Source organism: Duganella sp. GW821-FHT07F09 (assembly GCF_059418705.1).
Map to the genome: position 1 here is coordinate 139,508 of NZ_JBWKQJ010000004.1, position 22,483 is coordinate 161,990.

Annotated in this window: 18 protein-coding genes and 2 pseudogenes; 10 read left to right on the forward strand and 10 right to left on the reverse strand. The window is 57.0% G+C overall.

Annotated features, from left to right (window positions below; all coding sequences use genetic code 11):
* Window positions 1-14: 14 nt before the first annotated feature.
* A complete protein-coding gene (locus AC07P1_RS12210; RefSeq protein WP_494696074.1) occupies window positions 15-341 on the reverse strand; it encodes a single stranded DNA-binding domain-containing protein in 327 nt (108 codons plus the stop codon).
* A gap of 81 nt (window positions 342-422) precedes the next feature.
* Complete coding sequence (locus AC07P1_RS12215; protein WP_494696075.1) at window positions 423-1,727, reverse strand: hypothetical protein; 1,305 nt, start codon at window positions 1,725-1,727, stop codon at window positions 423-425.
* 920 nt (window positions 1,728-2,647) lie between these two features.
* Here AC07P1_RS12215 and AC07P1_RS12220 point away from each other — a divergent pair.
* From AC07P1_RS12220 to AC07P1_RS12230, 3 genes are all read left to right on the forward strand, one after another.
* Entirely contained in the window at window positions 2,648-3,220 is a 573-nt protein-coding gene (locus tag AC07P1_RS12220; protein ID WP_494696076.1) for a hypothetical protein, read from the forward strand.
* Window positions 3,221-3,789: 569 nt separating this feature from the next.
* The gene (locus AC07P1_RS12225; RefSeq protein WP_494696077.1) at window positions 3,790-5,169 is read left to right on the forward strand and encodes a hypothetical protein; all 1,380 of its coding nucleotides are present in this window, start codon (window positions 3,790-3,792) and stop codon (window positions 5,167-5,169) included.
* Window positions 5,170-5,203: 34 nt separating this feature from the next.
* Window positions 5,204-5,728, forward strand: a complete 525-nt coding sequence (locus AC07P1_RS12230; RefSeq protein ID WP_494696078.1) for a hypothetical protein — start codon at window positions 5,204-5,206, stop codon at window positions 5,726-5,728.
* Between the two features lie 99 nt (window positions 5,729-5,827).
* On the opposite strand, the gene AC07P1_RS12235 is transcribed toward AC07P1_RS12230, so the two are convergent.
* Entirely contained in the window at window positions 5,828-6,517 is a 690-nt protein-coding gene (locus tag AC07P1_RS12235) for an AbiU2 domain-containing protein (RefSeq protein WP_494696456.1), read from the reverse strand.
* Between the two features lie 169 nt (window positions 6,518-6,686).
* Window positions 6,687-7,394 carry a hypothetical protein gene (locus AC07P1_RS12240; protein ID WP_494696079.1) on the reverse strand — a complete coding sequence of 236 codons (708 nt, stop codon included), beginning with the start codon at window positions 7,392-7,394 and terminating at the stop codon, window positions 6,687-6,689.
* A gap of 448 nt (window positions 7,395-7,842) precedes the next feature.
* Here AC07P1_RS12240 and AC07P1_RS12245 point away from each other — a divergent pair, with 448 nt between their 5' ends.
* The gene (locus AC07P1_RS12245) at window positions 7,843-9,111 is read left to right on the forward strand and encodes a DNA primase family protein (protein WP_494696080.1); all 1,269 of its coding nucleotides are present in this window, start codon (window positions 7,843-7,845) and stop codon (window positions 9,109-9,111) included.
* Between the two features lie 392 nt (window positions 9,112-9,503).
* Here the strand turns inward: AC07P1_RS12245 and AC07P1_RS12250 are convergent, their stop codons facing one another.
* From AC07P1_RS12250 to AC07P1_RS12265, 4 genes and pseudogenes are all read right to left on the reverse strand, one after another.
* The gene (locus tag AC07P1_RS12250) at window positions 9,504-11,009 is read right to left on the reverse strand and encodes a site-specific integrase (protein WP_494696081.1); all 1,506 of its coding nucleotides are present in this window, start codon (window positions 11,007-11,009) and stop codon (window positions 9,504-9,506) included.
* 267 nt (window positions 11,010-11,276) lie between these two features.
* Window positions 11,277-11,540: pseudogene (locus AC07P1_RS12255) on the reverse strand (helix-turn-helix domain-containing protein); the annotation flags it as partial.
* A 161-nt stretch (window positions 11,541-11,701) separates the two neighbouring features.
* Window positions 11,702-13,057, reverse strand: coding sequence for an MFS transporter (locus tag AC07P1_RS12260; protein ID WP_494696082.1), 1,356 nt, complete (start codon window positions 13,055-13,057; stop codon window positions 11,702-11,704).
* Between the two features lie 21 nt (window positions 13,058-13,078).
* Window positions 13,079-14,257, reverse strand: a complete 1,179-nt coding sequence (locus tag AC07P1_RS12265) for a benzoate/H(+) symporter BenE family transporter (protein WP_494696457.1) — start codon at window positions 14,255-14,257, stop codon at window positions 13,079-13,081.
* Window positions 14,258-14,542: 285 nt separating this feature from the next.
* On the opposite strand from AC07P1_RS12265, the gene AC07P1_RS12270 reads away from it, so the two are divergent.
* Window positions 14,543-16,885 carry a TonB-dependent receptor gene (locus AC07P1_RS12270; RefSeq protein ID WP_494696083.1) on the forward strand — a complete coding sequence of 781 codons (2,343 nt, stop codon included), beginning with the start codon at window positions 14,543-14,545 and terminating at the stop codon, window positions 16,883-16,885.
* On the opposite strand, the gene AC07P1_RS12275 is transcribed toward AC07P1_RS12270, so the two are convergent.
* Window positions 16,863-17,336 (reverse strand): nuclear transport factor 2 family protein, encoded by a 474-nt coding sequence (locus tag AC07P1_RS12275; RefSeq protein ID WP_494696084.1) that lies wholly within the window; start codon window positions 17,334-17,336, stop codon window positions 16,863-16,865. The genes AC07P1_RS12270 and AC07P1_RS12275 overlap by 23 nt on opposite strands.
* A gap of 135 nt (window positions 17,337-17,471) precedes the next feature.
* Here AC07P1_RS12275 and arsC point away from each other — a divergent pair.
* Window positions 17,472-17,816: pseudogene (arsC, locus tag AC07P1_RS12280) on the forward strand (arsenate reductase (glutaredoxin)); the annotation flags it as partial.
* 182 nt (window positions 17,817-17,998) lie between these two features.
* On the opposite strand, the gene ispB reads toward arsC, so the two are convergent.
* Window positions 17,999-18,988: an octaprenyl diphosphate synthase gene (gene ispB, locus AC07P1_RS12285; RefSeq protein WP_494696458.1), complete on the reverse strand. Its 990-nt coding sequence runs from the start codon at window positions 18,986-18,988 to the stop codon at window positions 17,999-18,001.
* A 283-nt stretch (window positions 18,989-19,271) separates the two neighbouring features.
* Here ispB and rplU point away from each other — a divergent pair, with 283 nt between their 5' ends.
* The 4 genes from rplU to proB all read left to right on the forward strand — a co-directional run bounded on the left by rplU (window position 19,272) and on the right by proB (window position 22,472).
* Window positions 19,272-19,583, forward strand: coding sequence for a 50S ribosomal protein L21 (gene rplU / locus AC07P1_RS12290; protein WP_008445658.1), 312 nt, complete (start codon window positions 19,272-19,274; stop codon window positions 19,581-19,583).
* Window positions 19,584-19,621: 38 nt separating this feature from the next.
* Complete coding sequence (gene rpmA / locus AC07P1_RS12295) at window positions 19,622-19,903, forward strand: 50S ribosomal protein L27 (protein ID WP_090316164.1); 282 nt, start codon at window positions 19,622-19,624, stop codon at window positions 19,901-19,903.
* Between the two features lie 112 nt (window positions 19,904-20,015).
* Entirely contained in the window at window positions 20,016-21,125 is a 1,110-nt protein-coding gene (obgE, locus tag AC07P1_RS12300) for a GTPase ObgE (protein ID WP_090316161.1), read from the forward strand.
* Between the two features lie 228 nt (window positions 21,126-21,353).
* Entirely contained in the window at window positions 21,354-22,472 is a 1,119-nt protein-coding gene (gene proB / locus AC07P1_RS12305) for a glutamate 5-kinase (RefSeq protein ID WP_315211817.1), read from the forward strand.
* The last annotated feature ends 11 nt before the right edge of the window (window positions 22,473-22,483 follow it).

The following is a 22,483-nucleotide window of genomic DNA, read 5'->3' on the forward strand; positions in this document are numbered from 1 at the left end:
TGGGGTGGTCTGAATTACTGTGCTGGTGTCGATTCCTCAGCTTCGACTGCGGCTGCCTGCTTCGTAATCTTGGCAGCTTCGAATGCGATGATAAGCAATGTACCAGTCGGTTTGCCTTCACGCGACAAATAATAGTCAGCCTTCAGCTTTCCGGTGACCTTGACGAATTCGCCTTTGGCCAATCCTGGGTCCTCATCTTTCATTAATCTCACGGTGTAAAAACAGGGCGAGTCATCTTTGCCGCGCTGGCTCTCGCATGCCCTAAACTCATAGTAGCCCTTACCACTTACCTTACTCACCTTGCGCTCTGGTGCCGTTGCTACGTTTGCAAATGCCTGCATTGTTTTGTCCTTTTTCTAGAAAGAGGAGTCTGCAAAATTGCGCTCCTAAAACGTATAGCAACAATTTGGAGAGCGCCTAATTCACAGATTTGACCGTGGTGCGGACCACGGCCCTAAATTCAACGGGCGCCGATAAGGTAGATTGTTACCCTCGAACCATTGGCGATGAGATGACTTATTTGGCAAGTTCGATTTGAATGCCGGAAGGCCGATAGGCAACATTTGAAGCACGACGTAGCCCATGCAAAAATCAGCTTGTCCGGTGGGCGTATCGCCAGCTCGATACACCTCAAAAATGTCGTCGCCAACATGCACTAGTCTAATGTTGTTCGCGCTCTCCGTTAGAACGTTGTCCTTCGTGGCATCGACAACATCCATCAGTTTGGCACGCATCCGTTTTAGGTAGCCCGTGTCGGAAAAATGAATCGAGACGCGCTTCAAACCGGCTTGTTCCAGTGGGATGCGATGCGCACTCGCGATTGTGCTGAGCACCTTCCCCATTTTGTGCAGAAGCCCCACTAGCCGCGCCATTCTTGATGAACCGCGCTCACTTGTGTCGACTTCAATCCAAGTAAGTCCATCATCTTCTGTCGCTATCGCATCGGGCAAGAGGGTGACCTTTTTGCTCCTCAATTTTAGGTCTGCGTCACTTCCTTGCTTCGGCGATGGCGTGACCTCAAGCACACCTCGACTCTGATGTTTAGTCACGCTTCCTTTTCCGGCACTAAGCATTCGCATAATCTCGCTTTCGGTGAATGCTTGGATTCCTCTCGCCTCGAAGCTGAGTGTCACAAAATTAATCCACAGGGTATGGGTCGGATTTGTGAGTGCCGAGGCCCTTCCAATGGACGACGTTGCTTGAAGTCCCGTTGACCTGAGATATGCAGCGCCCACGCTAGTCAACGCATAGAACGTCTGATGATGTTCACTCAAGAATTTTTTAATCGCGCCACGTCTCAGAAGCAATATGAGGGAACGCCTTGCCGCCTTCTGCGCCGCTGTATATGGGCGCTCGGCGAAGCAGTTTGTCGCGACATCCAACGTTCTAATAATACGAAAGCGCTCGAAGCACCTTAGGGTCTCGATGGCTGTTCGCTCGACTATGCCCAAGGGTTTGGAAGGCTTCGTGTTGGGCGAGGGTGCACCGCCCCTTGTCTTGCTGTGGCATCTGCGCGATGTGCCGCCGATTTCCGGTTTGGAATGGCTTGCTGGCGCAGCACTATCTACAACCGCATTGACCGCTGTGTCGCTGCAAGTGACCACCTGAGTGTACGGGTGGGCAATAGTGTGCTTTGGAGGACTGCGCTTTGCAGTGAGCATCAATTCCGCGCGTGTGGGAAAGTGTTCTTTCGAAGTGGTGCTAGTGTTCAAGGATGGGTGTTTCATCAAGCCTTTCGTCGCAAATTGTATTCGAAGGAGGGCGCCCCGCCGGTTCCTCCCGCGCGATTCGTCCGTTTCGTCGTATAGCAACTCTGCCTCCAATGGAACGTGACCCTAGGGGGACAGGCGCGGCATGTAGTCTGTGCTTCCAATGCATTGATGTACGGCGTGATGCGGGCAGGGGGCAAATGTGCTTTCCCCTTATCCCACCTCGCTCGCTAGGGCGAGCGCCATCTCTGTTCTCGTCGCTACGTTCACCGAAGAGAATGTGCTCTCCGTCCGGCTTCGCCGGGGCGCAACCCCGCCGCCGACCCATACCGTTCGGGCTATGCCGCTGTACTTTCATGGGTTCGTCGGCACGCAGCCGTTCCTCCACATGCCTCTCGTCTTGGCTACCCCAAATTGCGAAAACGAATGTGCTCCCGTCGCAATTCGTGGCCCCGCGCCAATTGCCTCGCACGCGTGCTCGAGCAAATTCAATGCGGCATGGCATCCGCGTCGGCGGGGTTGCGCCCCGCCTCAGCCGTCCCCAACCGCGAGCAACTGCCCCCTCTTTGCCGTGCCTCGATGGCATCTGCGCCTCATACACGCGAATAGCCGACTCACTAGGCCCACTCCTGAACGTCGTGTAACGCCTCCTGCTACAGCCGTCGAGCTGAATGTCTTGTGCCATCGGGCAGGGCGTTTAGGTGCTTCGCATGTGTGCTGACCGATGGTGAGGGTGTCCTCATCTGTTGACGCTGACGACCATCTTTCTGTTTCGACTGTGTCGTGCGGCACCTAAGTCGTTCTAGATGTTGCTATACGTATTTTCAACTTAGATGGGGTAGCAAATGCAAATAAGAAAGCGAGGAAATTGGGTGCATCTTTTGGAGTCCACTTACCACCGCCTTAATCCAAATAGCGGTACAGGCGGGCGGAGTACAGTGAAAATCGTACATAAGTTCCCTGCGAACTCGTTGGAGATACCGCTTGAAGTGATGGAGTCGCTAACTGATGAGGAAATCGAGAGGGTGATGCTTGTGGCGATACGTCCCGCGCGTGAGCGTGAGCTGCAACGCGTAGAAAACGAAAAGGCAAATCGAGTTGCTGAGGCTATGCATCGTATCGACCCGAACTGGCGAATCGACGCTGCTATTCAACCGTTGGTGGAAGCCATATCCAACGTGGCAGAAAAAGGGCCAGACCTGGACATGTCGAAGCTGTCCGATATTTTCCGTCATTGCATAGAACTCTGCACGACAATATCTTCGACGAGCGAAGACCCGACGAAAATAACATCAGGTTTACTGACGATTTTTTCTGCGTCGATGGCACGGGTTGCTAAGCATATTGGCGAGGAAGCATTTCCCGCAGCTGGCCAAGGCAACGTGAAAGAAACTGAGATGTACAAGGCATGGATGGACACCGGCGGCGCAAGGCAAACTCTTCAGATTGCGATGCAAAAGAAGCAGTACGTCCAAACACGCAGTGGAGATGGCGCAAAGGTTAAAAAGTGAGATGGCAGAAATGAGGTGAGAGAGGCCGCTCGATTTACAAAAATCTCTTGGAGCATGCTGGCTACATGTTCCTTCAAATCTTCACTAGTTCGGTTACTTTGGGAAGGTGGTTCCGACAGGTAGAAATCGGCTGATGCACCTAAGGTTGGAGTACGGATGAATGACAATAGCTTGCAGATAAGTTAAAGTCTAGTCAATGCTCTCCGGGGATTTTTCCCTAGATGAGCGCGTAAAAAGCACTCTACTATGTCCCTACATGTTGGGAGGTTCGGATGGATGAACACAAGAGAAAGCTAGGCATCCTGATGCACACGACTTGGTGCAAACGGACAGCAAATGGAAGCAGCGGAAGAGTCAGGACACCGACACGTCTTGGTACGATGAGATTGATGGAGCTGGGACCGTTGTTGCGAAGTACGTTGTGAAGGATTCTACCTCAATATACCCACCTAACGGCCGGAGCATTACCTTCGAAAAAATTAGCTGAGGCGCGGAGCCGTTCGCCTTTCCTTCCAACAGGCCTGATACTCGGGTCCAACCTAAAGCGGCGCCAGATTTAGCCCAAAACTATGAACTTTGCCACACGTAGTAAGCCCACATCGGGCCTGCCTTCTTTTCAGATTCGACATCTAACCGAAGTTGAGATTGAAGCGGTCGTTTTAAGCGCTGGAGGACAGCGTGCCCATCCGGACGCAGATAAACGGAAATTTCGAGGTGCTGATTTTGTGCTGGGTTCGAACGTCATTGAGCTGAAGATTCTTGAGGATGAGGGGCTGGACAAGCCTGAGAGACAGCAGAAGCTCGCGAAGCTCTTCCGCGAAAAATTTCCTTGTCGCCCCACAATCGTGTTGGACCGAGGCATCTTGGACCTGCAAGGCCAGCGCTCTTACGACCGAATCATTGAAGGTCCCATCAAGACGGCCGTTAGCTCCGCTCGACAACAACTGCAACAGTCTAGGAAAGAACTCAATTCTAAGGGTACCGTACTATGGGTCATAAACAACGGGTATTCGTCATTGAGCCACGATGCCGTGTTGGAATTGGTAGCCAAGCGCACGAGGAATGACACCAGCGACATTGATGCTGTCATCGTTTCTGGCGCTTACTTTTTCAGCGATACTTTCGAAAGTTTTTTTCTTTGGCCCATCGACTATGTTCCCATAAATCTAGACAAATCTTTTGAGCATTACGACGCACTGAAGCAGGCGTGGGATGTTTTCGCAATGAAGCGCATGAATGCCCTCGTGCGAGACCCAGTAGGTGCGAAAGATACGAAAGGCCCCGTTGTCGACCTTTCTTTTTGTTTGGATGGCGTCACCTACGTGATGCCGACGCCACCCATTGGAAGGACATCTGATTTCTTCGCCAATGGTCGTCCGCGTATCAACTCCACTGGCATCATGACATCGCCCAAAGTAGCTACAGTCTTTGCTGGACTTAATTTTACTGAGTGGCAAAATTTCAATAAGCGTCATCCCAACGTCGTATCACCAAGTTACGCCGATTGGAATGCAGTGGAGGATGAGGCTAGGGCTAGCTCGGACTTGAAGCCCTTTGTGACCCCGGCGGTAAAGCACGCCGATTGGCTCGAGTGGGCGCGGAAGCAACCGAGAGAAAAGTCGCTATGTGTGCATCAATACGCCAATGACCTTTTTCAGAGAAAAATCGAGGCGATTATAGTGGGGGCGCGCGAGCGAACTGAGGGCTCCATTCTTCCTACAAGGTACATGCTTCTCATCACTGAGGAAATTGGCCAAGACCTAGCATTCGATGTTTCTCAGCTGGCCGAAGTCTTCACTGGTGCTGATGGAGAGGAATACGTTAAGGAGGTTTGGGCGAACAGGCGGATGTTTTTCCACCAAGCACTCGGCGTTGCGGCAGCTGAGGCAGTCTCGCGTGACATCGAATACGTATTCTGGAACAAAGATAGGACATATGTGTGGCAATAATTCAGTGGACACTACATAACCAATGGAGGGGATGATGTTCAGAGATAAAAGTGACGATGAGTTAGAGAGAATGCGGAAGCGCTATGAGCGGAATCCAAAGTCTCTTGAATTTTTGCCACGAGATTCAGGGCCGCTAGGTGTTGCGCTCTTTTCGGCCCTGCTCTTGCTCGGAACAGCATTTGGCACGAATATTGTCTATCAATACCTTCAAACTTTTCTTGAACAACTTCCAGCCGACTCTCCGACACTTTCTGCTTTCATCCTTGGATGTTCATGCGTTTTTGCCGGGAGGGTAATGTGTAGCCTGAAAAGGGAGTTTCTCTTTGTGTACGCGTGGGTCGAGATTGGTTTTGCATTTGGTGCGGGCACTATCGCGTGGAACCAATATGCTGCTCACGCAGGTGTACAGGAAACAGTTCTGGTTTCGGTATTCGGTGCCATTTATGTGGCGGTGCGCGGGTTCGATAATCGGAAAACTGCTATTGACAATGCAAAAATAGACCTGACAACACCTGCCGGGGGAACTGAAATTCCGCCAGCAGCGACGAATTCGAAATGACTGAGATAGGTTTTCTGTGAGATGCATCGAGGTCCACTACTGAACGAATTGCGCCTCTGCCGTCATCACGAGAAAATCTTGGTTTGGAGAGGTCGAAGGCTATTCCAGCTGCCAAAAATCCTCAGCGGCAGTTGATAGATGTGTATCCAGAGCTTCCCAAGCGAAACCTGCATTCCTGACGATGAGCCCGATGACTTCTACCAACCGCTTCATACTGCCCAGGGTTACGGCGATGTCCTTCCACTTAATGCCAAGCTCCGAAATGTCGACAGGCCTGTATTGGTCCACACGTAACCTCACCTCTGTGTGAGCGGAGACTTTGTCGCGAATGGTCAAAAAGCCTTTTGCAACTTCGGAATTCGATAGCGTTTTCCAGCTCTCCATTAGCTCGACACACAACGACTCGAACTGGGAACGCAGCTTACTTTCTTCCCACGCTTCAAACAATGCGAGCGCTTCTAGAACTTGAGGGTCCGTTTCCTCTTCGACCGACGGGGAAGTGCACTTGGCGAATTTTTCTCGAAGCTCGTTCCGAAGTTGCTCGCCCTGAATTGCTGAGATGATTTTGAGTATGCTTGGGGTGGAGTCGTGCTTGTCAAAACAGAGTTTGGCGATGTCCTGGGCGCACGACAAGAACAAAGACTGCCGGAGGATATTAAACCCTCGACTTTGCTTATAGGAGCCGCGCGCGCGAACGACCTCTTCGTTGAAGAGCATGGGGGCGAGTAGGGCATACTTCTCTCGAAGTTTGATGAATTCGTCGAGCAGGTGGCTGGCGTGAGCTTCCAGTTTTTACGATTTGGGCGGCAATCGGATTCATGTCTTGGCGATGTTAGAGAGGTTAGTAGACGAACCAGCGCTTTGGGAACCGTTCTTTCCATTCAATACACGTGAAGGAGCATAGAAAGCGCTATGCTCCTTGTTGTTTCTATGCGACGCTCATAACAAAGCCGTGAACTCACTCACGGTTCAGGTCCCTCAGGCGACCCTTCGCTTGCAGTTCTCGCGCCTTCTCCATGCCAAAGTCCTCAGCGGCTTCCCAAAAATCAGCGTCTATAACATCTAAGTGGTTTTTTTCTCGCGCCTTCCGGGCTTCGCGTCGCTCTGCAATGTCTTTTTTCGTGACTGACTTCGTCGAGCGTGATAGCGCTGAGATAGCGTCGAATAACTTATCCTTCACTTCGGCCGTCAGCGGCAGTGAATAAACGAACTGTTCGGCCTTCCCATCCCAGGTGCCCAACCGTGCGAGCTTCCTGAAATGAGTAACAGGCAGCAGTTGGGAAACGGAAAATTGAAGGTTGAATTTGTCGACCACCATTTTGTGCAACTTGCCATTCGAGGTTTGTTCGATTAGCACTGCGAACTCTTTCGCTGTAAGAGCAAGAAATTTCTCTCTGTCTTCCTGAAGTTTAAGGGCCTGCTCGTGGCTCTCTACAAGTTCAGCAATGGTGACCTTTTGCAGGAATGTGAGGATACCCATTTTGCTCTGTTCGTCCAGCCAGCCAAAACGCAATCCCCGCGCTGTCTGGGAAAAACTTCTTCTCGTCAGTGCCGCCTGTTGAATCATATCAGCTAGAGCGGGCAGCAAGCCCACGACCGATTCTTTCAGTTCGATGTGTAGGGTTTCGTTAGTGTCTGATAACGAATAGTGTTCATTGATGTTCATGCAAAAGCTCCTTTTTTGATGGGTTTGGTGTAGTCATGAGAGTCAAATCGTGTAAGGGGTTGTCGGCGACGGCTCCGTAGTTCGTATAGCAATTGCCTCTTTAGGTTTTATCCCCTAGCGCCTCTTTGTGGATTTTTCTTCCTTATCAATCATCCTGTTGCTTTCTAGCGTCGTTTAAATTCGCTCTCTACCCTACTTGTCACTTGTGACGCTGCGTGCCGTGTTGGCATAGCGGCCACTCAATAAATTTTCACATGGATAAACTTTTAGACGTAGACGAACTGGCGCAGCTCTTAGGCCGCAGTGCCGGAACCATAAAGAAGGACTTGAAGAGAAACCCAGGTGCGGTTCCCCCACGACTGCATTTGCCTGGCACCCGATTGCTACGCTGGAGACCGGTAGACGTAGAGCGTTGGCTAGCCGAGCATGTATTGGAGGGAGACCAGCAATGAGCTTCGACCCGCATGCTTTTGCTGAATACCTTGCATCGTTGGGACGTTTCAAGCAGGAAGGCAATTTACTGTATGAGTGGACACGCACTCATTGGAATGTGCTGAACGACGATGACTCAGAGCGAATGGCATATCACTGGCTGGTCGCTAATCAACGCGAGTACGCAGCGCCAAAGAACGCTGCGAGTGCCGTGGGCTCTGCGAAGCACTGGTGCGAACCGCTGGAAGGTTTGACCGAGGAGATGGTCGTGCCATGTAAGAATTGCTACGTCCGGATAAAAAACGGTGAGCTGCACCTACAAGATGCTGACCCAGCAATGGGGGTACGTCATGTTCTCTCGTGTGAATTCCGGCCGTCTGCGGAAAGTTCCACTCGTTTCAACCGGTTCATCGAGACCGTCTTGCCAGACCCCGAAGTGCGCGGCCGTGTACAAGAATATATCGGCTATACGCTGACCACGGATACTCGGCACCAGCGGGCGCAATTTTGGCTTGGTAATGGCGCAAATGGAAAGGGCGTTTTAGCCAACGTAGTGCAGGCGTTGCACGCTCGCCCCGAGGCCGTGCGTCTCGATGAGCTCGATGGGTTCGGCATGTCGGGGCTGATTAGCGCGAGCCTAATTTATGCGGATGAGGTCCCGCAAGGTGGCGTGCAGGAACAGATACTCAAATCAGCTATTGCTGGAGAGCGAATCTACGTCAATAGGAAGTTCAAGGCGCCGGTGAGCGCGCGCATTCGTGGGAAGTGGCTTGTGCTTGGAAATCACCTTCCTGCTATACGTGACCATTCGGTAGGCTTCTGGCGGAGATGGGATGTGGTTCCCTTTAACGTCACAATCGATGAAGCAAATCGAGACCCGCTTCTTGCAGAGCACATCATTAAGCACGAGCTCACCGGTGTTTTAAGTTGGGCTCTTGATGGTCTCGTTCGGCTTCAGCGGAGAGGAGGGTTTGACCCCGTCCTTCCACCAGCCATGGCAGAGCTCATTTACGAAGTGAAGGCCGAGTCCAACGTGGTCCAAGCTTGGTGTAATGATTGCGGAATTGGGAAAAGGGCAGGTATGCAAACTCTGAAGAGTGATGTGTACGAACACTTTAAGCTTTGGTGCGAGCGCAATGGTTGTCGCCCAGACGGCGGTGCGAGCTTTTGGAAGAAGCTCAAAGCAATTTTGAATTTAGACTTCGTGAACGAGAGGACTAGGGTGGACGGGAAGCCTGTCAGATATTGTGAGGTCGCCCTTAATAATGCGAACGATGCCGAGTGAACGTAGAAGAACCAAAGCGCCTTTCGGGCGCTTTTTTTGTGCATGCTGCACATTCTTGCCTTGAGTAAGCTCCAAAGCCCGACACAATATTTCATAAGTAATCGCTGGGCTTTCGGAGTGTGTCGGGTGTGTCGAGCAAATTCCAAAACTAGTTTTCTAAAGGTTTTCTCTTCTGTTCCATACTTTCAAAATTACCCGACACACCCGACACACATTGGTGTTTTCGTTCAAAAAAAAATGATATTCGTGTGTCATGGTAAAAGCAGGGCACCCGACACACCTGACACACCTGACACACTGTAACTAGAGTATTTCTTGCTGAGTACCATAGTGATTTCGGGGGACGGACAGCGTATAGGGCGGCCCGTCCTGACCTACAGTTGAGGCTATCCTTACGCCGCGTTCCTGCCAAAAAGCAGTATCACGTTTGATGCAGGAGCTGCATTGACCACCTCCGCGACCGACAGGCCAGTACCTGCCTTGAGGCGGCGGCGCCCGCGATGCGTTGAGGCCTTGTCCTCGTGGGCGAATGCCTCATCAAGCTTGTGAGCCATATGTGTGGTGCACAAATGCGCATATCGGAGGAGCATTCTTACGTCTCGATGCCCACTAAATTTTTGCAGGTCGATGAGCGAGAATTTGGTTGTCTCTGCCACGCGGGTAATCGCTTCATGACGAAGGTCGTGAATATGCAGGTCCTCAATTCCTGCGCGCGCCACGATTCGTGTCCACGCTTTGCGCAACGCATCTTCTGAAAGCCCAAAAACTTGGTCTGCTGCTTTCGGCAAGTCCTTCAACATTTCCACCAATCGCGCCCGCAGGGCGAGCGAACGTGGACGGCCATTTTTGGTTTCTGCCAGATATGCAGAGCGTGCGTCGAAGTCGACGTCCGTCCATTGAAGTGCGAGGGCTTCGCCACGTCGCGCAGCGGTCATCACCTGGAATTGGATGAAGGTCTCGAAGAGAGGGATGTGCACGTAATCTAATTCTGCCTGAATGCGCGCCGTATTGAGCGCCTCCTTCAGGTGATTTTTCCGGGCGTACACGGTATTCAGCGAGGCGGCCACGATGCGCTCGTGCGCCACGAGTTCGTCCACACGGAGGCAGATAGAGCGAAGCGCGTCTTCCTCTTGTGCGGACGCGACTAGTGCGGCCTCCTCCTGCGGCTTCAGACGACGGTTCCGCTCATTGAAGTATTTTGGGCGGCGAACCGCATCCATTGGGTTTTCGGAGAGCCGATACTTCCAGATTTTCGTCGCCACAGTAAACACCGAGCGCAAGACGTCTATTTCGCGGTCGATAGTTGCAGGCGCGACTTCTTCAAGGCGCTCTGCCACATAGCTCTCGATATCCTCCGTCTGGATGGACGCGAACGGCTTACGCATCCATTCGATGGACGTGGTGGTTTTGCGCATCACATTGGCTTTGCGAGCTTTCGATGCGCCTGAGTTCGCGCCATCAGATAACGGGGTTACGTCTCCGCCGTTCAAGTCCGCGAGCCAGCCCTGGAATTTGTACTTTTCCACTTTGTCCCAGCCCTTTTTGCGTGGACCTTCTTCTTTCATATAGCGTTTGAGAAGGTCTTCGAACGTAATTCGGTGAGCCTTCGTGTAGTCCTCGAACAGACCGTTCTTGCGTTCCGCTTGAATGCGGTGCAAAGCGGTTTCCGCGTCGGCGAAAGACGAAAACGTTTGTTGAAATGTGGGGTGGCCCTTTTCGCGGATGCGTACGAGGAACGCGTCCTCAAGCTGACCGGCTATGGGCTTGAATCCCTGTGCACGAAGTTCAGCCGCGTAATGCTTCAATTCCGCCTTGTTGTTAAAGCGGAATTCGCGGTAGAGGTTGGCGCGGTGTTTTACTGAGATGGTGAATCGGCTACGGTTTTCGATGTTTGCCATGGACGTGACTTTCCTATTGTGGTTAGACCAAATGGAAATCACGATTTGCAACCGTGCCCGCTCTAATGCGCGGATGAGCTGAATACCTAAACTCGGTGTGCATTGGCACACGTTTGGTATTCACGGGTGTATTTTAATGCGCCTCGGCAACTTCGTCCAGAATTTTTCCTTATAAAATAAGGTCATTCTGGTCAGAGCGGAGGGCGTCAAACTCGCGGACTCTACGTCCCGAACGCAGCGCTCTACCGGGCTGAGCCACACCCCGACTCACAGCGTTATTACAGCAGATTTTGACGGGACCTTCAACCGCGAGCCATCATCTGGCCCAATGGTTTTGCCGAAAAGGAGACGTGCAATCTCCGGCAACAGATGCTTGGGAATAAGAACCAGGCTAGCATCCAGGGCGTCGGCCAGCGCTTCGCAGATGTTGAGTCTGGAATCTACCTTTCCGCTGAGTACATTGCTGACTTGAGGTACGCTCATGGCCGTCAGCTTGGCAAGGTACTGCAGGGTTTTTCCCAACTGGCCGCGTCGTCGCTGTAGTCACCGCCGGAGCGGAAATGATCGATTTCGGAGGGGAGCGCGTTGCATGCAGCACTGATCGTCGTGCTGCCGCTGTGTCTGTATTATCCCTTGCGCGGTACGCGCGCCCTTGGCGCGAGCTTAGGACTAGGGCGCTTTAGCGAAGGCCGTCAACTACCCGCAGCGACCGGTGCTGCGCTACCGGCGGCCACCTGCGCCGCCGACGCCGAGCGGCCATGGCTGATCAAGGACACCGCCACCACCGCGATCACCGCCGGTATCGCGATGGCCATGAAGTTCTGCTCCAGCGGCAGCGCCATGCCGACCAGGGTGCCGATGGCGATCGGCGCCAGGATCGCGCCGCTGCGGCCCACGCCCGAGGCCCAGCCGATGCCGGTCGAACGGATCGCCATCGGGTAGAACTGGCCCGCGTAGGCGTAGGTGACGATCTGCGTGCCGATGGTCGAGGCGCCGGCCAGGCCCACCAGCACGAACAGCACCTCGGTCGGCACCTTGTAGCCTAGCAGGGTGATCGACAGCGCCGCCAGCGCGTACATTCCGATCAGCACATATTTGATGTGGAAGCGGTCCGCCAGCCAGCCGCCGCCGACCGCGCCGATCACCGCGCCGAAATTCAGCACCAGCACGAACGTCAGCGCCGAGCCGAGGCTGTAGCCGGCGCCGGCCATCAGCTTGGTCAGCCAAGAGCTGAGCGCGTACACCATGAACAGGCACATAAAGAAAGCCACCCAGAACATCACCGTGCTGAAGCCGCGTCCTTCCTGGAACAGCTTGCCGATCGGCGCGCCGCCCGCCTGGTCCTTCACCGGCAGGGCGAAACGGTCGCCGGCGTCGGCGCGGTAGCCCGGCGACATGCGCGTGACGATTGCCTTGAGTTCATCCAGGCGCTGTTCGCGGATCAGGAAGGGCATCGACTCGGGCAGGCTTTTCATCATGAAGGGGATCAGCAGCACCGGCAGGCCGGCGGCGAGGAACACCGATTGCCAGCCATAGCTCTCGAGCAGGCCTTTGCCCAGCAGCGCGGCGAGCATGCCGCCCACCGCATAGCCGCTGAACATCAGGGTGACCATCGTCGCGCGGATTTTCTTGGGCGAGTATTCGGTCATCTGCGCCACCACGTTGGGCATCACGCCGCCGATGCCCAGGCCGGCGAGGAAACGCATCGCGCTGAAGGTGTACGGGTCGCTGGTCAATCCCGCCGCCGCCGTGAAGACGCTGAACAGGGCGATGCAGATGGCGATGGCCTTGCGGCGCCCGATCCTGTCGGCGATGGTGCCGAGGAAGATCGCGCCGAACATCATGCCGAACAGCGCGGAGCTGACCATGAAGCCGGCGTTTTGCGCGGTCACGCCCATGCCTTTCATGATCGAGGGCAGGGCGATGCCGGCCACCGCCAGGTCGTAGCCGTCGCAGATGATGATCAGCGCGCACCAGAACAACACGCTGCGGTGGAAGCGGTTGAAGGTGGCGTCGTCGGCTAGTTTATGGACGTCGATGTGTCGCATGATGGTTGTCTCTTTCTTGGTTTATTTTTTTGTGGTGTGAAGGACGGCATGGGCGAGCATGCCGATCATGATTCCCCAGAACGCCGAGCCGAGGCCCAGGAAGGTCATGCCGGAAGCGGTTGCAAGGAAAGTGATGATGGCGGCTTCGCGGTGCTCGTCCGCCGCCATGATGCCGCCAAGGTTGTTGGTGATCGCGCCGAGCAGCGCCAGGCCGGCCAGCACCGCCACCAGTTCCTTCGGCAGCGCGGCGAACAGCATGACGATGGAGCCGCCGAACAGGCCCGCGATCAGATAGAACGCGCCGTTGGAGATGCCGGCGACGTAGCGTTTCGATGGATCCTCGTGCGCGTCGCATCCCGTGCACATGGCGGCGGTGATGGCGGCGATGGCGATGGTGATGCCGCCGAAGCAGGCCACCGCCAGCGAAGCCACGCTGTTGGTGGTCATGATGGGGCGGACCTTGCATTCATTATCACTGTAGCCGGAGGAGCGCAGCAGCGCCATGCCTGGCAGGTATTGGCCGGTCAGGGTGGTCAGCACCAGCGGCAGCGCGAGGCTGAAGGTGCTGGCCCAAGACCATTCGGGCGCGATGAACTGCGGCGTGACCAGTTGCAGGCGCACGCCGGAGAAATCGGTTTGCCCGCCCATCCCCGCCATCGCGGCGCCGGCGGCGAGCAGCAGCACGATGGCGTAGCGCGGCGCGAAGCGTTTGAAGAGCAGATAGGCGGCGATCATGCCGCAGCTAAGCACCGGCAGCGAGCCGATGGCCTTGAAGGCGTTCAGGCCGAAGGGCAGCAGGATGCCGGCCATCATGCCGCTGGCGATGCCTTTGGGGATGGCCGCCATCACCCGGTCGACCTGGCCGGACAGGCCGATCGCCAGCAGGATCACGGCGGCGGTGATGTAGGCGCCGATCGCCTCGTGGATCGACAGGCCCGGGAACAGGGTGATCAGCAGCGCCGTGCCCGGCGCTGACCAGGCGGTGATGACCGGGATCTTCAAGCTCCAGCTGAGGTAGATGCCGGAGACGGCGGCGCCGATCGAGATCGCCCATACCCAGGACGCGAACATGTCGTTGCTCAGATTTGCCGCCTGTCCGGCCTGGTAGAAGATCGCCAGCGGTCCGGCGTAGGAGACCAGCACCGCGAGAAAACCGGCGGCGACGGCCGATGCCGACCAGTCGCGCGGTCCCACCGTCATTTGCGTGCCTCGGATATTGCTCACTGTTATCACCTTGCCATTGCTGAGTGACTTCAGATTAAACAGCATCCCCCTGGGCGTCCAACACCGATTGAGTATCCGCCCGATACCTCAAAGGTATTCCATTGATGAATGATCGCCTTGCCGCACGGCGTTGCAACTTGTGGCCGGATTCCAACGTTGACGATTTTGGCAGGTTTCTTGCTTGTTAAAAATTACAAGATGGTTAATATATAAAAATGCATCATTCTGGGGCACGTCCTTACTGACTGGAGAAGCGCAGGCATGAAGATCACTCAAAAAATAATGTGCAGTTCCATCGCCGCCGCTTTGGCCGCGCTGGCCGGTCCGGTGGGCGCGCAGCAGGTGCCGGTCAAGCAGTCCGACGAAATCGAGGTGGTCACTGTCACCGCGCAAAAGCGCAAGGAAGATCCGGCCAAGGTGGCGATGAGTATTTCGGCCGTCACCGGCAAGCAGCTGCAGGAAGAGCACATCCGCGACATCACCGACCTGACGCGCGTGGTGCCCAACATCTCCTTCACGGCCGCCAGCGGCAACGGCGGCGCCGGGCCGGGCACCTCCAACATCGAGATCCGGGGCATCAGCTCCACGGCCGGCGCGGCGACGGTCGGCGTCTATCTGGGCGATACGCCTGTCACCGTCGGCAACGTCTACACGATGGGGAACGTCGAGCCGAGATTCTTCGATATCGACCGGGTGGAGGTGCTGCGCGGCCCGCAAGTGACCTTGTACGGCGCCAGCTCGATGGGCGGCACCATCAAGTTCGTGCCGAACGAGCCGGATCTGAAGGAGCGCGAGTTCACCACCTACACCGAGTATTCGCACACCAAGGACGGCAGCCCAAGCTACTCGGCCAATGTGGTCGGCAATATCCCGCTGATCGCCGACGAGCTGGCGCTGCGCATCGGCGTGCAGGCGCAGCACACGGGCGGTTACATCAATCAGGTGGACGGCGGCGGCGCGGTGCTGGCCAAGGACATCAACAAATACAGCGACCAGGAACTGCGGCTGGGGCTGAAGTGGAAGCCGACGCGCGCGTTGACGATCACGCCGTCGATCTACTATCAGCGCCTGGATGCGAAGGACATCTCCGCCTTCAACATCGAGCTGCCGAACTATCAGGCGCAGAAGCAGGTGCGCGAGCCTTCCATCGACAAGCTGTTCACGCCCAGCGTGACCGTCAACTGGGATCTGGGCGCGGTCGATCTGACGTCGGCCACCAGCTATTTTTCGCGCAAGTTCGACCGCACGCAGAACGGCTCGGCCTATAACAGCTATTCGCTGTCGACCTTCCTGACCTCGACCGAGGATGGCGGCAAGGCGCCGCCGGAGCTGATCGAGGCCATCGCGGCGCTGCCGTCGGCCGTGTATCTGAACAACCAGGTGCGGCAGGTGTCGCAGGAGTTCCGCCTGGCTTCGCGTCCGTACGATGCGGCGGTGTCGCCGTGGACCTGGCTGGCGGGGACGTACTTCTCGCGCCAGCATACCAACATCACCGAGAACGATCCGATCTTCGGCGTGACCGACACGTTCCGGCAGTTTGGTTTCGACATTTACGATCCCGAGTTGCTGCCCGACGTGCGCCCGGGCTCCTTCCCGAACGATAACTCGTTCGCCGGCGCCTTCCACTACAAGGAAAAGCAGTCGTCGATATTCGGCGAGGTCAATTACTACTTCAAGCCGACGGTGCACGCGACGGTCGGCGCGCGCTACCTGCGCGCCAGCTCGAATCTGGAACAGCGCAACGGCAACTACCTGGCCGGCGCGGGCAACAACAGCGGCGCGAGCCTGAAGTCGACCGCGTTCACGCCGAAGTATGCGTTGACGTGGGAAGTCGATCCGCGCCATACGCTGTACACCAGCGTATCGAAGGGCTTCCGTCTTGGCGGATCGAACATCTTCGTGCCGCCGACCACCTGCGGCCCGGACCTGGAGTTGAACGGCCTGACCGAGGGACCGCCGAACTACGCGTCGGACAGCCTGTGGAACTACGAGGTGGGCAGCAAGTCGCGCTTCCTCAACAACCGCTTGACGATCAACGCCGACGTCTTCTACATCAAGTGGAAGAACATCCAGCAGGGGGTTTATCTGCCGACGTGCGCGTACACGTATAACGCCAACGCCGGCGACGCCACCAGCAAGGGCTTCGAATTCGACATCAAGGCCAAGCCGATCGCCGGGCTGACCTTGAGCGCCTCGGGTGGCTACGTCAAGGCGGAGCTGTCGAACGACCAGGGCATACAGAACGGTGTGGTCGGCGCGGTGGCGGGCGCCCAGATCCAGGGCGTGCCGAAATATAACGCGGCGATCAATGCGCGCTACAACTTCGCGCTGGGCGAGCGCAGCGCGTTCGTCATGGGCGGCGTGCAGTGGGTCGGATCGAGCAAGGGTTCGCTCAATCCGGAGCTGACCGATTACGAGCGTCCGGCGTATCACACGGCCGACTTCAGCGCCGGCATGGGCTTCGACCGGTACAACGTCAGCGTGTTCGTGAAGAACGCGTTCGACAACGACAAGGTGATCCAGCATCCGCAGGTGGCGTCGATCGTGCAGGGCTATCGTCTGATGCCGCGCGCGATCGGTGTCAGTTTGGCGGCGAAGTTTTAATCGAGACTTGGCGTGTGGTGTCGTGGTACTGCCAAAGCACGTTCACGATTTTCCACTCGCTGCGCTGATTCTTATACAGGTGCATATAGTCGATCCACTCGTCGGCGGTAAGCTTGACGGTTGCCACACGCTGGTCGACATCGAGGATCTTGATGTCGACCCGTGGCTGTGGCGGGAATTTCGTGCCGTCCTTGTTATAGGTCCTGGCCACCTTGACCATGGTGTCGAAATCGGTGTTCATGACGAATTCAGAACCATCGGCCGCCTTCCAATACGTGCGCTTGGCGAGTTTGGGGTCGAGGGCGCGCTCCATGCGTGACGGATCGGGGGTGTGCTGCGACTCGATATAGTCGCGCACCGCGCGTTCGATCAACTGGTTATCGGTGGCGTCCGCGGCCTGTGCCAGCAATGGCGATACCGCGAACAGCAGGAATATCAAAGAGCGTTTCATGGGCAGCCTTGTGTGGGAGGTAACACCAGGATGAAAACATAAAACCCGGCGCCAGGCAATCGGCATGTCCGCCGGCCGCCGCCGCGAGGTTTTAAGCGATAATCCCGTCTTTGAATTTACGCTCAGGGGCAGCATATGACCGTCACGATTTATCACAATACCGCTTGCGGGACTTCCCGCAAAACGCTGGAGGCGATCCGCGCCGCAGGCATCGAGCCGGAGATTGTCGATTACGTCAAAAACCCGCCGTCGCGCGCCGCGCTGAAGGCGATGATCGCCAAGGCCGGGCTGACCGCGCGCCAGGCGATGCGCGACAAGGGGGATTTGTATGGGGAGTTGGGGTTGGCGGATGCATCGCTGTCCGACGATGCGCTGCTCGACGCGATGATCGCGCATCCGATTCTGATCAATCGTCCGTTTGTGGTGACGGAGAAGGGCGTGCGCTTGTGCAGGCCGTCGGAGTTGGTGCAGGAGCTGCTTTGATGACGTAATTGGCGGCTCCATGGCGGATTACGCTGCGCTAATCCGCACTACGTGACTCGTGGGGGTATCCGCCATCGGGGCCAGGCGTGTAACCACGGAGACACGTAGGGCGGATTAGGCGGAACGCCGTAATCCGCCAAGCGCCGCCAGCGGCCCATCCGGCGCCGCCGACGCGGCGCTTAATGCGTGCGGTTGACCGAGAAATCGGCCAGCTGCAGCAGCGATTCCTTGTAGACGCTGTCCGGCAGGTCGGCGATCGCTTCGGCGGCGCGCTGGGCGGCCGTTTCGGCTTGCTGGCGCGTGTAGTCGAGCGCGCCGCTGCTGGTGATGGCGGCCAGGATGGTGTCGAAGTGCTGCTCATCGCCCTGCTCGATGCAGGTGCGAACCAATTCGCGCTGCTCCGGCGTGCCGTTTTCCATCAGATAGATCAGCGGCAAGGTAGGCTTGCCTTCGCGCAGGTCGTCGCCGACGTTCTTGCCGATTTCGCTGGCGTCGCCGGCGTAATCCAGCACGTCGTCGATCAGTTGGAAGGCCGTGCCCAGCGAGCGGCCGTATTCGCCGGCGGCGGCGATTTGCGCGTCGTTGGCGCCGGCGATCAAGGCGCCCAGCTCGGCCGCCGCTTCGAACAGCTTGGCCGTCTTGGAGCGGATCACCTGCAAATAACGCTCCTGGCTGACGTCCGGGTCGTGCATGTTAAGCAACTGCAACACTTCGCCCTCGGCGATGACGTTGGTGGCGTCCGACAAAATCTGCATGACGCGCATGTTGTTCAGGCCCACCATCATTTGGAACGAACGCGAGTACAGGAAGTCGCCCACCAGCACCGAGGCGGCGTTGCCGAACAGCGCGTTGGCGGTGGCGCGGCCACGGCGCAGCGACGATTCGTCGACGACGTCGTCGTGCAGCAGGGTCGCGGTGTGGATGAATTCGACGACGGCGGCCAGCTCGTGGTGCCCGGTGCCCTTGTAGGAATAGGCGTTCGCCACCAGCAGTACCAGGACCGGGCGGATGCGCTTGCCGCCGGCGCTGATGATGTATTCAGCGATCTGATTGACGAGGCTGACCTCGGAATGCAGCTTGCGGCGGATCACCGAATTGACCGCGTCCATGTCGGCGGCGATCGAGTGGGCGATATTGTTTTGTGTTGCGGTGTGGGTGGCGGCAGACAAGACGAACCTGTGCAGTGGACTATTGGTGCCGAGATTATACGACATGCCCCAGTCCACAGGGGTGCCGCCCCTTGTTTGTGGCAACTCGTTTGTTAATTAGCTAACACCTGGATGCCGCCCATCATCATGCAAGCTTGTCGACATACCACGCCATCGGCCATTTGTGAATAGTTTTTGACGCGAATTGGCATCCCATGTATAATCAGCGGTTCCCCGATCACCATGCATGTTGTCCCGTTGGCGACGGAGGGAATTTTCTTAACATTTGATGAGGTTTCAAATCATGTACGCGGTCATAAAAACCGGTGGCAAACAATACAAAGTTGTCGCTGGCGAAAAACTTAAAGTAGAACAGATACCGGCAGACATTGGTTCCGAACTCACCATCGATCAGGTCCTCGCCGTTGGCGAAGGCGAAAGCATCAAGTTTGGTGCTCCCCTGGTTGAGGGTGCAAAGGTACTGGTTACTGTTGTGGCACACGGTCGTCACGATAAAGTGAAGATTTTCAAGATGCGTCGTCGTAAGCACTACCAGAAGCATCAAGGCCATCGCCAAAATTACACCGAAATCCAAATCGTATCGATCAACGGTTAATTCCGTTTGCCCGAGAATTAGTATCCAAGGAGTCTTAAATGGCACACAAAAAAGGCGGCGGCACAACGCGTAACGGTCGTGACTCAGAGTCAAAGCGTCTGGGCGTAAAAGTCTACGGCGGTCAATCGATCAATGCTGGCGGCATCATCATTCGTCAACGCGGCACCCCGGTGCGCGCTGGTGAAGGTGTTGGCATGGGCAAAGACCACACCCTGTTCGCCCTGGTGGACGGCAAGGTCAAGTTCGTTGTCAAGGGCGAAGGTTCGAAGCAATTCGTGACCGTCGTACCAAACGCTCCAGCAGCTGCAGTACCAGCGTAAATCACGCTCACGGCCAGGCGCCCGCGCCCGGCTGTCCCCTTTGTAAGGCGCGAGCCTTCAATCGAAAGGCTCTGCCCACGGTAGAGCCTTTTTAGTTTTATGGCGGTACATCATGAAGTTTATCGACGAAGCAAAAATTGAAGTGATCGGTGGTGACGGCGGCAATGGTTGTGCCTCGTTTTGCCGTGAAAAATTCCGCCCGTTCGGCGGCCCTGACGGCGGCGACGGCGGCAAGGGTGGCTCGATTTGGGCCGTAGCGGACCGTAACATCAACACCTTGGTCGATTTCCGCTTCTCCAAGATGCACCGCGGCAAAGACGGCGAAGCCGGCCGTGGCGCCGATTGCTACGGCAAGGGCGCGGACGACATCCACCTGCGCATGCCGGTCGGCACCCTGATCATCGACGACGCCTCCGGCGAAATCCTGGCCGATCTGACCGAACACGGCCAGATGGAACTGCTGGCCAAGGGCGGCGAGGGCGGCTGGGGCAACATCCACTTCAAGACCTCGACCAACCGCGCACCGCGTCAAAAGACCGAGGGCAAGGAAGGCGAACGCCGCGAAATCCGCCTGGAACTGAAGGTGCTGGCCGACGTCGGCCTGCTGGGCATGCCGAACGCCGGCAAGTCGACCTTTATTTCGGCCGTGTCGAACGCCCGTCCGAAGATCGCCGACTACCCGTTCACCACCCTGCACCCGAACCTGGGCGTGGTGCGCGTCTCGCACGAGAAGAGCTTTGTGATCGCCGACATTCCCGGCTTGATCGAAGGCGCTTCCGAGGGCGCCGGCCTGGGTCACCAGTTCCTGCGCCACCTGCAGCGTACCGGCCTGCTGCTGCACATCGTCGACCTGGCGCCGTTCGAGACCAACGTCGATCCGGTCAAGGAAGCCAAGGCCCTGGTCAACGAACTGAAAAAGTACGACGAGTCGCTGGTCGACAAGCCGCGCTGGCTGGTGCTCAACAAGCTCGATATGGTGCCGGAAGAGGACCGCAAGAAAACCGTCAAGGATTTCGTCAAGAAGTTCGGCTGGAAGGGTCCCGTGTTCGAGATCTCCGCGCTGAGCCACGACGGCACCCAGGAACTGGTCAACGCGATCCAGATGCACCTTGAAGAGAAGCGCCATTCCGAACAACGTTCGGAAGAAACGCAGATGACGGAGGAAGCGCGCGGCATTTCCTCGATCGATCCGGACGATCCCCGTTTCAAAATTCTCGATTAAGCACGACTAGTCCTCGATAAAAATCCGCATCACCGGCATAATCAGCTATTCGCTGCTTATGCTTTCCACAACAGCGCCGTCCCGCATCCCGGGACGGGCGTCTGCCGCGGCAAGAACGGGTCATCCACCCGGCCCTTCACAGCACACAGCAATGTAGGTCCTGGCTCGCGCCGGGGATCCGGACTCGCGTCCCGCATGTAACAAGACTGTTAAGAGACTGTCGCACCCATGAATTCCGTCATACAAAAAGCCACGCGCATCATCATCAAGGTAGGATCGTCTTTAGTCACCAACGACGGCCGCGGCCTCGATCACGCCGCCATCGCGCGCTGGGCCGCGCAGATCGCCGCCCTGCGCGCCATGGGCAAGCAGGTGGTGCTGGTCAGCTCCGGCGCCATCGCCGAGGGCATGCTGCGTTTGGGCTTCGAGCAGCGCCCCACCGATATCCACGAACTGCAGGCCTGCGCCGCCGTCGGCCAGATGGGGCTCGCGCAGATCTACGAGACCAGCTTCCGCGCGCACGAGCTGCGCACCGCGCAGGTGCTGCTCACGCACGCCGACCTGGCCGACCGCGAACGCTATCTGAACGCGCGTTCCACCCTGACCACGTTGCTGCGCCTGGGCGTGGTCCCGATCATCAACGAGAACGACACCGTCGTCACCGACGAAATCAAATTCGGCGACAACGATACCTTGGGCGCGCTGGTGGCGAACCTGATCGAGGCCGACGCGCTGATCATCCTGACCGACCAGAAGGGGTTGTACAGCGCCGATCCGCGCAAGGACCCGGCGGCGGTGCTGATCCAGCAAGGCCGCGCGGGCGACCTGGCGCTGGAGGCGATGGCCGGTGGCGCCGGCAGCAGTTTGGGACGCGGCGGCATGCTGACCAAGATCCTGGCGGCCAAGCGGGCCGCCAAGTCGGGCGCGCACACGGTGATCGCTTATGGGCGCGAGGATAATGTGCTGGAGCGCTTGGCCGGAGGCGAGTCGATCGGCACCGAGCTGGCGGCGCAGACCGGGCATCTGACGGCGCGCAAGCAGTGGATGGCCGATCATCTGCACACGGCGGGGCAGGTGGTGCTCGATGCCGGCGCGGTGCAGAAACTGACCGGCGAGGGCAAGTCGCTGCTGCCGATCGGCGTGGTGGAGGTGAAGGGGGAGTTCGGACGCGGCGCGGTGATCACGTGCGTCAACGAGAGCGGTTTGCCGGTGGCGCGCGGGCTGTCCAATTACACCAGCGCGGAGACGCGGCGCATCATGCGCAAGCCGTCGAGCGAGATCGAATCCATTCTCGGTTTCGTCGAGGGGCGTGAGCTGGTGCATCGGGATAATCTGGTATTGGTGTGACTGCGTTTCGC